The 12540-nt window shown below is 56.9% G+C and carries 8 protein-coding genes; 7 read left to right on the top strand and 1 reads right to left on the bottom strand.

Annotated elements, in window-relative coordinates:
• Nucleotides 1-115: 115 nt before the first annotated feature.
• The 7 genes from KY459_11985 (at nt 116) to KY459_11955 (ending at nt 11654) form a co-directional block, all read left to right on the top strand.
• Nucleotides 116-3202: a DEAD/DEAH box helicase family protein gene (locus tag KY459_11985; GenBank protein MBW3565437.1), complete on the top strand. Its 3087-nt coding sequence runs from the start codon at nt 116-118 to the stop codon at nt 3200-3202.
• A gap of 70 nt (nt 3203-3272) precedes the next feature.
• Complete coding sequence (locus tag KY459_11980; GenBank protein ID MBW3565436.1) at nt 3273-3923, top strand: DUF4145 domain-containing protein; 651 nt, start codon at nt 3273-3275, stop codon at nt 3921-3923.
• A complete protein-coding gene (locus KY459_11975) occupies nt 3910-6714 on the top strand; it encodes a site-specific DNA-methyltransferase (GenBank protein MBW3565435.1) in 2805 nt (934 codons plus the stop codon). Before KY459_11980 ends, KY459_11975 begins: the two co-directional genes overlap by 14 nt.
• A gap of 24 nt (nt 6715-6738) precedes the next feature.
• Entirely contained in the window at nt 6739-6918 is a 180-nt protein-coding gene (locus KY459_11970) for a hypothetical protein (GenBank protein ID MBW3565434.1), read from the top strand.
• Nucleotides 6911-9349 carry an ATP-binding protein gene (locus KY459_11965; protein ID MBW3565433.1) on the top strand — a complete coding sequence of 813 codons (2439 nt, stop codon included), beginning with the start codon at nt 6911-6913 and terminating at the stop codon, nt 9347-9349. Before KY459_11970 ends, KY459_11965 begins: the two co-directional genes overlap by 8 nt.
• 58 nt (nt 9350-9407) lie before the next feature.
• Complete coding sequence (locus KY459_11960) at nt 9408-10358, top strand: hypothetical protein (GenBank protein MBW3565432.1); 951 nt, start codon at nt 9408-9410, stop codon at nt 10356-10358.
• Between the two features lie 123 nt (nt 10359-10481).
• Nucleotides 10482-11654, top strand: coding sequence for an SEC-C domain-containing protein (locus KY459_11955; GenBank protein MBW3565431.1), 1173 nt, complete (start codon nt 10482-10484; stop codon nt 11652-11654).
• A gap of 159 nt (nt 11655-11813) precedes the next feature.
• Here the strand turns inward: KY459_11955 and KY459_11950 are convergent, their stop codons facing one another.
• Nucleotides 11814-12359 carry a hypothetical protein gene (locus KY459_11950; protein MBW3565430.1) on the bottom strand — a complete coding sequence of 182 codons (546 nt, stop codon included), beginning with the start codon at nt 12357-12359 and terminating at the stop codon, nt 11814-11816.
• Nucleotides 12360-12540: the final 181 nt, after the last annotated feature.

The following is a 12540-nucleotide window of genomic DNA, read 5'->3' as shown; positions in this document are numbered from 1 at the left end:
ATGGGAAGAATCTGACGTCCCTCCATCTCTCCATGTAGAATGCTCCCGACCCGAAAATCCGCGAGGGAGGTAACGAAGTTGAGATCGAGCCGTTTCAGCCGCTGGAGCACCTTTGATGGCTGAAGGCACGACTTCCGTCACTGAATCCTTCTTCGAACGACCGATCCTCAACTCGCCGTACAAGTACCCGGCTAGGCACTGGCAGCTCGACGAGAACGGACAGCCGACCGGCAACGTCATGGAACGGCGGCGAAAGGCCGAGTTCATCACGCCCATCCCGAAGCCGAAGCGACGAAAGAAGGAACAGAAGGACCTCGTCTTCGACGAAGGCGCCGGCATCTCCGACGAGCGGCAGCAGTACGATGCGACGGCCAGCATGATCAACGTGCTGCGCGATCAGGTCGACCGCTGGCGGGCGCTTCCGAATCCGAACGAATGGAACGTCACACCCGAAACCGCACGGCTACTCGAGCACTGGCGCCACCACGAGTTCAGCACGTTCCGCCCGTTCTTCTGTCAGGTCGAAGCTGTCGAGACGCTGATCTGGCTCACCGAGGTCGCGCCGAAGACTAAAGAAGGCAAGAAGTTCCTCGAGCACCTCGAGCAGGCGAACGACCAGGCCAACCCCGGCCTCCCGCGTCTCGCGCTCAAGCTCGCGACCGGCGCCGGCAAGACAACCGTCATGGCGATGACGATCGCCTGGCAGACGATCAACGCCGTCCGCCACCCGAACGCGAAGCGATTCACCCGCGGCTTCCTCATAGTAACCCCCGGCATCACGATCAAGGACCGGCTCCGCGTCCTCCAGCCGAACGACCCCGACAGCTACTACCAGTCCCGTGAGCTCGTCCCATCCGACATGCTCCGCGACCTCGGGCGCGCGAAGATCGTCATCACCAACTACCACTCCTTCAAGCTGCGCGAGACGATGCAGCTCGCCAGTGGTACCCGTGCACTCCTCAAGGGACGCGTCGGCGAAGACCTCCAGACGCTCGAGACCGAGGGGCAGATGCTCCAGCGGGTGATGCCGGAGCTGATGGGAATGAAGAACGTGATGGTCCTCAACGACGAGGCGCATCACTGCTACCGCGAGAAGCCGGGCGAAGACGAGGAAGAGGTTCTGAAGGGGGACGATCGGAAGGAAGCGGAGAAGAACAAGGAAGCCGCACGCCTCTGGATCAACGGAATCGAAGCGGTCAACCGCAAGCTCGGCCTCAACCAGATCCTTGATCTCTCCGCGACGCCCTTCTTCCTGCGCGGCTCAGGCTACGCTGAGGGGACGCTCTTTCCCTGGACGATGAGCGACTTCGGCCTGATGGACGCGATAGAGTGCGGCATCGTCAAGCTCCCGCGCGTCCCGGTCTCCGACAACGTTCACGAAGGCACGGGCCCGATCTTCCGCCACCTGTGGGAGAACATCCGGAGCGAAATGCCGAAAAAGGGTCGGGGCAAGGCGAAGAATCTCGATCCTCGCGATCTTCCGGCAACACTCCAGACCGCGCTCGAAGCACTCTACGGCCACTACGAGGAAACTTTCGAGCTGTGGGAGGAGGAGGGGATCGATGTTCCTCCCTGCTTCATCATCGTTTGCAACAACACGTCGACCTCGAAGCTCGTCTACGATTTCGTCTCCGGCTTCATCCAGGAGAACGAGGATGGCACGAGCAAAGTTGTTCCCGGACGTCACACTCTGTTCCAGAACTTCGATGAGCACGGCAATGCGATTCCCCGCCCCCGTACGCTGCTGATCGACAGCGAACAGCTCGAGTCGGGGGACGCTCTCGACAAAAACTTCCGAGACGCCGCGGCCGACGAGATCGAGCGCTTCAAGCGCGAGGAGCTCGAGCGCACCGGCGACCGCCAGCGCGTCGAGAACATCAGCGATCAGGACCTCCTACGCGAAGTCATGAACACCGTCGGCAAGAAGGACCAGCTCGGCGAGTCGATTCGCTGTGTCGTCTCCGTTTCGATGCTCACCGAGGGGTGGGACGCGAACAACGTCACGCACATCCTCGGAGTGCGTGCGTTCGGTACGCAGCTACTCTGCGAGCAGGTCATCGGCCGCGCACTCCGCCGCCAGTCCTACGACCTCAACGACGCCGGCCTCTTCAACGTCGAGTACGCCGACATCCTCGGGATTCCGTTCGACTTCACCGCAAAACCGGTCGTGGCCCCGCCGCAGCCACCGCGCGAGACGATCCAAGTGAAGGCGGTTTCACCGCAGCGCGATCATCTCGAGATCCGCTTCCCCCGTGTTGCCGGCTATCGTGTCGAGCTTCCGGCGGAACGGCTGCAGGCGAAGTTCACCGAGGACTCGCGATATGTGCTGACGCCGGAGATCGTCGGGCCGTCGTCGACACGCAACGAAGCGGTCGTGGGGGAGGGAGTCGACCTCGACCTCAAGCACCTCGACAAGGTCCGCTACACGACGCTCCTCTACCATCTCACCGAGCGGCTCCTTACGACCAAGTGGCGCGAGCAGGGGCAGGAGCCGAAGTACCACCTCTTCAACCAGCTGAAGAGCATCACCCGCGAATGGCTCGACAACTACCTCGAGTGCAAGGGCGGGACGTATCCCGCTCAGCTCATCTACCGCCAGCTCGGTGACGAAGCGTGCGAGCGCATCACGAACGCGATCGTCGCACATCACTCGGAGGAGACGCCGATTCGCGCGATCCTCGACCCCTACAACCCGACCGGCTCGACGATCCACGTGAACTTCAACACCTCGAAGACCGACCGATGGCAGACCGATCCGCGGAAGTGCCACATCAACTGGTGCATTCTCGACAGCGGCTGGGAAGCCGAGCTTTGCCGCGTCGTCGAGTCCCACCCCCGCGTCCACGCCTACGTCAAGAATCACAACCTCGGGTTCGAGGTCCCGTACCGCCACGGCTCCGAAGCCCGCCGCTACCGCCCCGACTTCATCGTCCTCATCGACGACGGCCGAGGCATAGAGGATCTGCTCCATCTCGTCATCGAGATCAAGGGATACCGCGGCGAAGACGCGAAGGAGAAAAAGTCCACGATGGACACTTACTGGATCCCCGGCGTGAACCATCTCCAGACCTTCGGCCGCTGGGCCTTCTCCGAGCTCACCGACATCTGGGAGATCGAGTCCGGCTTCGAGGAAAAGATCCAGCAACAGCTCACCCAGATCATCGACCAGGCAGCCGAGCCAGAGATGGCGGAGGCGGAATGATTGCGACCAATAGTCCACCCGCTTCGGGACATCCCCTAGGCACGCGATTATTAGCACATAGGAGGCCGGGGTGATTATCAAAGCATCAGAAGTTGCAGTTAATAACCCGATTCTTTCGATCAGTCTCCGGTGTCCGGGCTGTCTTCAGCAGGGAGTATTCTGGGCGATACCAAAGTCGAGTGATCTGGTAATTACGTCAGAAACTCCGTATGTGATCGCTGGGATCAGAAGGTGCCCAAACCCGCAATGTTGGGCAGTGGTATTTTTCTTCTCCAACCCCGAGGGGAAGCTACTGACCACGTATCCACCTGAGAGCATAGATCTCGACTTAACAAACATACCGAACAATGTAAGAGATGCTATCGAAGAAGCGGTAAAGTGCCACGCAATTCAATGTTATACAGCCGCTGCGATCATGGTCCGTAAAACCCTTGAAGAACTTTGCCGTGATCGTGGTGCTAATGGAAAGAATCTCAAGGAGCGGATCAAGGACCTTGGAACTAAGATTGTCCTGCCGACGGAGCTTCTAGAAGGCTTGGATGATCTTCGACTTCTCGGAAACGATGCGGCGCACATTGAATCCCAGGAGTTCAATAAGATTGGCAAAGATGAAGTCGAGGTCGGAATCGAATTCGCGAAGGAGATTTTGAAGGCCGTGTATCAGTACTCAGCACTGCTGAACAGGTTGCGGAGCCTAAAGAAAACTGATGTCAACCCGTAGATCAAAGAAGAAATTACCCAAGCAGGTCGAAGCGCTCACCCACGACGAGGCGAAGCGCCGCAACCTCCCTACGGCGGAATACCAGTCCATCATGGACTCGGACGATCTCTCACCCGTCCAGGTCGCCTACGAGCGGCGGAACCGCGACGTCGACCCGCAGCTCGTGTGGCGAGGGAAGGACCAGCAGGACTGGTCCGATCTCGTCGTGCAGGCGCCGCCGCTCTTCATCCAGGAGAAGGTTCACCCGAAGGTCCTGATCGACGACCTGATGCGCCGCACGAAGGAGAGCAGCGGTGGAGCGGACGACGAGGGCCAGTTCGACCTCTTCGCCGACTTCAACGGCATCTCGGAGGAGGCGAAGAAGACCGAGTTCTACCAGCACGACGCGAACTGGACCAACCGCATGATCCTAGGCGACAGCCTCCAGGTCATGGCGTCACTCGCGGAACGCGAAGGGCTCCGCGGCAAAGTTCAGTGCATCTATTTCGACCCACCTTACGGGATTAGATTCAATTCCAACTTTCAGTGGTCGACGACGACAAAAGACGTTAAGGATGGTGCTGTCGACCACATCACGCGCGAACCCGAGCAGGTAAGAGCTTTCCGTGACACGTGGCGCGATGGAATCCATTCCTATCTGAGCTACATACGGGATCGATTGAGCGTTGCCAGAGATCTACTCACAGAATCGGGTTCACTTTTTGTCCAAATCGGTACTGAAAACATCGAATTCGTCGCAGCAGTGCTGGACGAGGTGTTCGGCGCCCACAACAAAATCGAGTTGATTTCTTTCCGGAAGAAGACGATGCCCCTCGGCGGGCAACTTCTCGAGGGGAATTGCGACTATCTGCTGTGGTACGCAAAGGACAGGGAGCAGGCAAAGTACAGGCCTCTTTACCAGTTCAGCGTCGTTGAAGGAGATACGCACTGGAATTATGTGGAGTTGCCGTCAGGGCATCGTCGAAAAATGAGCTCTGACGAGATCGCGAGTCACAGGCTCTTGCCGGAAGGCGCGGAAGTCTATCAGTTAATCGGTCTTTACCCTGCTGGCGCCTTCGCGACTGGCATTTACGAATTTGAATTCAACGGAACCACGTTCAAACTCCCTCCTGGCAAATCGTGGAAGAGTCCACGAGAAGGAATGAATCGACTGGCGATGGCTAATCGGCTTCAGCCATATGCAGGCGGAAGTACGCTGCGATACGTACTGAAACATTCGGACTATCCAGTGACCCCGTTGTCTAACGTTTGGCAGGACACCTCTGCACCCTCCCAAAAGCAATACGTAGTGCAGACATCGAACCGAGTAATTCAGCGCTGCGTCCTCATGACTACAGATCCTGGCGATCTGGTCTTGGATCCCACTTGCGGATCAGGGACGACCGCGTTCGTTGCTGAAAAATGGGGGCGCCGCTGGATTACGATCGATACATCTCGGGTGGCGCTGGCGCTGACAAGAGCGCGAATTATGGGCTCACGATATAGCTACTACCTGCTGTCGGATAGCAGGGAGGGTCAGAGGAAGCTAGCAGAAATCACCCGTTCCGGTTTCTCGGATTCCCCTACTCGCGGCGATATCCGACACGGGTTTGTCTATGAGCGGGCGCCCCACGTCACCCTGAAATCTATCGCCAACGATGCGGAGATCGATGTGATCTGGGAGAAGTTCGGTGCCAGATCAGCTCCATTACTGAGAGAGCTCAACTCCATACTGGGACAACAGTGGGATGAATGGTGTGTTCCACTTGAAGCAGACAAAGATTGGCCGTCAACAGCAAAGAGCATACACGAGGAGTGGTCAGGGCTGAGACGACGAAGACAAGAGGAGATTGATGCGTCGATCGCTGCGAAAACGGAAGCGGAGTATCTTTACGACTCGCCATACATCGAGAGCGGCAAAGTTCGCGTCGCCGGCCCCTTCACCGTCGAGAGCCTTTCTCCCCACCGCGTCCCTGGCGTCGACGAGGACGACGAGCTGATCGACAGCATCGCCGACGGTAAGATCGGCTATCGGCCCGCGCAGGACTTCCCGTCGATGATTCTCGAGAACCTGAAGATGTCCGGCGTCCAGCAGGCGCACAAGGAAGACAAGATCGAGTTCACCTCCCTCACGCCGTGGCCGGGGGACATGATCGCCGCCGAGGGACGATACGTCGATGGCGATGGAACCGAGAAGCGCGCCGGGATCATGATCGGACCGGAATTCGGAACCGTCTCACGACCTGACCTCGTCAAGGCAGCGAAGGAAGCGGGGGAGGCAGGCTTCGACGTCGTGATCGCTTGCGCGTTCAGCTACGCCGCGCAGGCCTCCGAGATCTCCCAGCTAGGGCGGATCTCGATCCTCAAGGCGCGGATGAATGCCGACCTCCATATGGCCGAAGACCTCAAGAGCACCGGCAAGGGGAACCTCTTCGTCATCTTCGGCGAGCCGGACATCGACATCCTGGACGCCGAGGACGGTCAGATCCAGGTGAAGATCAACGGCGTCGATGTCTTCGATCCCCGCACCGGCGAAGTCCGGAGCGACGACGTCGACGGCATCGCCTGCTGGTTCATCGACACCGAATACAACGAGGAGAGCTTTTTCGTCCGTCACGCCTACTTCCTCGGCGCGAACGATCCGTACAAATCTCTGAAGAGCACCCTCAAAGCCGAGATCAACAAAGAGGCCTGGGAAACCCTCCACAGCGACACCTCCCGCCCCTTCGACAAACCCAGATCCGGCCGTATCGCCGTCAAGGTCATCAACCACCTCGGCGACGAGGTCATGAAGGTGTTCAGGGTCGAGTAGACGATTCCTTAGGAAGGAGCGGGCATGGCTGGCATCCAACAGGAGATCACCGATACGTTCCTTGAGAAGCTGAGGGAATCGGAGATTTTCTCATCGAAAGATGTGGAGGAATTGCGATCGCTGCTTGCGACTGGCGAGAAACCAAAGGCGGAGAGAATCATCGACATTATCTCGGCCAAGCCGAAGGAGAAGTCGGATGATTAAAGTTGAATCTCTGGAGATCCAGGAACTCCGTGGCATCAGAGACTTGACTCTCGAGATGAATAGCTCCACCTTTGTTATCTGCGGTCCAAATGGCTCAGGGAAAAGTGGCGTCGTGGATGCGATTCAGTTTGCACTTACGGGCGAAATAGGTCGGTTGACGGGCGCAGGCAGCGGAGAGCTGAAGCTGAAGGATCACGGGCCTCATGTCGACAAACGTGATGATCCAGCGGCTGCTGTGGTTTCACTGCGCGTGTTGATTCCGAGCCTCGGGACGTCGGCGAGGATCACCCGTACGATCAAGAACCCGGGTAAGCCTGTTATCGAGCCCGACGAGCCAGACGTGAGGGCGGTGCTGGATGAGATCGCAAGTCATCCCGAACTCACGCTCTCTCGGCGAGAAATTATCAAGTTCATACTTGCTGAACCAACAAATCGCTCACGCGAAGTGCAGTCTCTCCTGAAGCTAAACGAGATAGATCAACTGAGGTCTGCTCTGAAGACGACGGAAACGAAATTGCTCGCAGCTTTGTCTGCGTCCAAGTCGCAGGAGGAGGCAGCCGAGCAAAGCCTGAAACGCCATCTCGACCTACCGGAGCTTCGAGATGGAGATGTACTAGAGGTGGTGAATGAGAACCGTGAAGTTTTGGGCCTGACAGCAATTGAGCACATCGAGGCAACCACTTCACTTTCAGAAGGCCTGCAGCTACAGGCGAAGATCTCCACTCAAGGGAAAGATTCGGCCCTCAAGGATCTCGATGCTCTTTTGGAGGTGATGAATCGAGGTATTGAGAAGGGTGTCGAGGATGAGATCCGTGCCGCTTCCGCTGCACTCACTAAACTGGAACAAGAGCCCACGTTCTTCGAAATCATAAGGAAACGCCCCTTCATCGAGACCGGGCTCACATTCGTTGACAGTCCGGAATGCCCATTGTGTAACCGTGAGTGGAGCATTGCTGAGCTGCGTGAGCACCTAGAAAAGAAGCTCAAGGCCTCGCGAGAAGCACAGGAAGCTCGGGAGCTGCTGGAATCGGCCGGTGTCGCAGTCGGTGTCGCCGTTCGTTCATTGAATGCGGCGATCGTGCCCGCATTGAGGCTTCCCGAAGTATCACGAGAGCTAGTCTCAGAGATATCAACATGGTATGGCGAACTTTCATCCTTCGCAGATTCCGTTAGTACAGTAGAAGGTGTAGTCGGCTCGAAGGACAGGCTCCTTTCCCGCTGGGCCCGTTTGAATCCCGGCGTCGCTCAGAGGTTGGGGGAAGTTCGAAATGCTGTGGCATCCAGACCCGACGAAAACATCGCGGGTGCTGCGCGGGACTTCCTGGTGCTTGCGGAGGAGCGATGGACAATGTTGAACCGAGCTCGCCGGACCACGGCAGAGAGTGGGGTTGCGGCGAAACGGGCAAGGCTTGCCTATAAGACCTACTGCGAAGTGTCAGAAGAAGCACTGACGACCCTGTACGATTCGGTCGAGAGTGACTTCGCACGGTACTACCGGCTACTGAACTCGGGAGATGAAACGAAGTTCAAAGCGAAGTTCGAACCGGCACAGGGAAAGCTCGGGCTATCGGTCGATTTCTACGAACGCGGAATGTTCCCACCTGCCGCCTATCACAGCGAAGGTCACCAGGATGGTATGGGCGTCTGTTTGTACTTGGCGCTTATGAAACGGGTGTTTGGATCCGACCTTTGCGTCGCTGTGCTGGATGACGTAGTTATGTCGGTCGACTCCCAGCACCGAAAGCAGTTCTGCCGCCTCCTGAAGTCCGAGTTCCCTTCTACGCAGTTCGTAATTACCACTCACGACCAGGTCTGGTCGCACCAGATGCGAAGCGAGGGATTGGTGACGGCGAAAACAACCGTGGCCTTCCAGGGCTGGAGTGTTGATTCAGGACCAGTCATCGACGAGGTCAAGGAGGTATGGGAGCGAATAGACGAGGACCTTGCCAAGAATGAGGTACCGGCCGCAGCAGCGCGGTTGCGACGACACCTGGAGTTTGTTGCCACGGATCTTGCCAACGAGCTCGGAGCAAAGGTTCACTTTCGAGCTGATGGGGGCTATGACAAAGGGGAACTGCTAAGTGCGGTCGTGCGCCGACAGGGAGAATTGTTGGGCAAGGCCGAAAAGGCCGCCAAATCGTGGAAAAATGAGGCTGAAGTGAAGAGGGTTAATGACCTTCAACAGGAGCGATCTGAAATACTGACAGAGGTGAACGGCGAGGACTGGGTGATTAACAAGGCCCTTCATTACAATGAATGGGCCGACCTTTCGAGAGAAGATTTCCGTCCAGTCGTGTCGGTGTTTCGAAGGCTACTGCAGCAGTTCCGATGTAGTCGTTGCGATTCCTGGGTTCACTTGTCCTCACGCGTAAATGCAGAGGATCTTCGATGTGTATGTGGAGAATTTCGGCTGAATCTTCGGAAAAAGTAGCGATCAAAGCATTTAGGGAACTGCGGGAAAGAATGCCCGATGAGAGGGGAAGAAATCGATGTGGCCATTCGGCCGAGCAAAGCGCACAGATGATGTTTATTCCGGTGGCGTTGTGAGGTTCATTACGGGAGATATTGCCACCGTGCCTTCTCTGAATATGGTGGGTCCTTTCGCAAAGTCACCAGATCAGCGCTTCGTCCTCGTCTGGTCGGATGCAGATCCGTCCGGCTCTCGTGGAGGTTTTAGAAGCTCGGGCCGTGGTCGATTCGCGCTGATAGAAGGAAGTTACATCGCAACCGGATCGCTGGAGCGGCCGAACGACGGTCATGTGGCCAACGACGGCACCTTTGTTCTCGCCGACTGGTTGTTAGGGGAAGGTGTGAAGAGCGAGGTGCATGTCTTCTCCCGGGAGGGCCGATCGTTGATACAGCATCGCTTTGAGGCAAATCTCTTCAATGTTGGTATTTCTGATGATGGGCGCCACGCGATTTGCCAGCTCTGCAATAGCGACTCAGATGACGGCGGAACACTGGCCCTGTTCGACGTTCCCGGCCGTCAGCTGAAGTGGCAGATTCACCCGGACACCGGTTGGGCGGATAGCTACCGGTTCGATGGCTCCCGAGATCTCCTCTATCTCGGTTACCGTGATAGAGGCGAGTTTGCCTATTCGATGAGCGGCGAATTCCTCGACCATGAGAGGTGGGAGCGAGCTCAGATCGAAAAGGGGGCGGGCTACGAGGTCTTAGAGATCGCGAGGAGCCGTTTCAGCTCAGCCCCTCGACCGCTGGATGACGCGACCGTGACAGCTCTTCTGGAACTTTTGGACATTGCGCTGGACAGATACGACCAGCACGACTCTGCCTCAGTCGAGCGACTGGCCGGTGAGGTACTCGAAGATGCGGGTGATATCGCCGGAGCGATCAGTCGCTACAAATCAGCTCTCGCGATTGATTCGAACTGCGGCGTGAAACGTCGGCTGGCGAAGCTTCAGAAGTCAGTCACTTCTTGAGGGGCACTGCTGGCCCGATCTCCCACCCAGGGATCTGTCGGGGTTCGGGTTTCGGTCGAGAGTTGCCATCTGAAAGTCGTAGTATCAAGGAAGAAATCAACAAATGTCTGTGAGGAGCCGATCTTGTCATCGCCACGGATGATTGTAATTAATGGTGTCGAGTGGATCTTCGACTCGAATGGACGATTTCTGTACCCACCGGACCCTGAACCATCTGATCCATGCTGGTGCGAATCTGAAAAGAAGTTCGAGTCCTGTCATCTCAACCGACACTTGGCCGAACCGTTGTCGGACACGGAGCGGGCCGGAAAGTGGTCTGAGCCGGACCTCCGCATTTGTCTTCACCCCGCGGCACCGAGCGGTTGCTCGAAGAAGATCGCGCGCGCTCATTCCGTGCAACGGAGAGGTACCGGTCTGGCCTCGATCGCGCGTGACGGAAAGATCTATGGCTTTAAGTCGCATCCGATGTTCTTTTTGAAACGTGATCGGCGGGTGGTTCCTGAACTGGTGGGAGTGGTCGACTCGTCTGTGTTCGCAGGTTTCTGCGCCACTCACGATGACTCACTGTTCAAGCCGCTCGATACCGCAGTTGTATTCGAACCGCAGCAGCTCTTTCTATCTAATTTCAGGATCATCGCGAAGCGATATCACCGTAACGCGGCGCATCTCCGGGCAGGCCGGCGCTGGGCGGACATGGATCGAGGAGCGTCGAAAGATCAGCAGCGAATGATTTTCGTTGCCGGATATATCGAGAGAAGAAGGGCAGAAGAGGCGCGCACAAATCTTGAGCGCCTCAAGTCGATGTACGATGAGTACGTTCTTCAGAAGAGTTCAGCGCCCATGAACTACTTGATCGTCCAGTTCGAGGGTCCGGCCGAGTTCGTCGCTTCAGATCTACTCACTCCGGAGTTTGATCTGCTCGAGAGACCGCTTCCTCCTGTCTTTGTCCCCGAACATTTGTGTCTGCATTCCATCGCTACTTCTGATGGTCAGCAAGTCGTCTTTTCGTGGATTGGCGAGAATCGAGCGGCAACGCAATTATGCCAGTCAATCACAGCGGTGCCGGAGCCGATGTTGCCACAGCTGATTTTTCGTTTCGTGCTGGACTATGTGGACAACATATTCTTCGCCCCAGAATGGTGGGAGGCTCTTCCTGAGGAAGCGAGACGGAGCGTGGCCGATCAGATGACTGCTCGAATGCAGGTTCCATATCGGAGGGGGCCGAATTTGATCGAGGGCCGACCAACACTATCGAGCATGAGGATCCGAGCTATCGAGTCGTCGCAAGAGTCGTAGCGAACAGCCGTCAAATGCCATCTCGTAGGTGTCGGCGGGTCATCGGAAGCCGAAGCCAATAGGTCCGGGGGTTCGGCACTCACGTTCGATTCGAATGTGCCTGAGACAGTCGAGGCATCGCGAAGGCCGTGATCGGCAGAACTGCATAACTGATCGAGACTAGCTTCGTATCTTGAGCCGACCGCTCAGCCCCGAGTTTGGTCCCGGTGGAAGACCGAGAACTGTGTCAATACCAATGTTGCTCCGGAGGTCTTGGAGGAGCTGTTGAGGATCAAACTCTCGTCCGATCAGTTCCTCTGACTCCGGACGAGGATTCGTCGACACTCTGGCTCTGCACACCTCGATACTCATTCCCTCTTCAATCGCGATGCGACACAGGGCGCGCAGGTAAAACCGGTTGAACTCACCTTCTGCCAATGTCTCGTGCGCATTCACGGGGACCTTTTTGGTGTATTGCTTGCCCTTCCGATGAGAGACCTCGGTTTCAGCGATGCATCCACCGTTGCGAAGAACATAAGCCAGTTCGCTGTCGTCTCCACGACTAATGGCTCCGGTGAGCAGCGATATGTATTCACCCCTTCCCTTGCTGGACAGCCGGGGACTCAAATAGAGGCGGTTCTCCTGCTGATCAAGCAGGACCTCTTCTGTCATGAAACCACGGACCCTCGCGCCGTGATGATCCTGTAAGTGCTGTAGCTGTAGCATTTCTCGGCTCCTTTGAATCGTCTTGTCTATCTAATGACCCGTCTTGGGTGCTCAAGTATACCTCATAATAAGTGTGGTGGTGCGGTTCGCCTCGAATAATGAAGCCGAAAGTGATGGAGACGAAGGGGCGGGATGCCCGATTAGGAGCGTTGAATCAAGCATGAGCGAGCCGTACGGTAGA

It is taken from the genome of Acidobacteriota bacterium, assembly GCA_019347945.1.
Classification (GTDB): domain Bacteria; phylum Acidobacteriota; class Thermoanaerobaculia; order Gp7-AA8; family JAHWKK01; genus JAHWKK01.
Note: the sequence above shows the minus strand (reverse complement) of the source record. Positions and strands in the feature narration are given on the sequence as shown.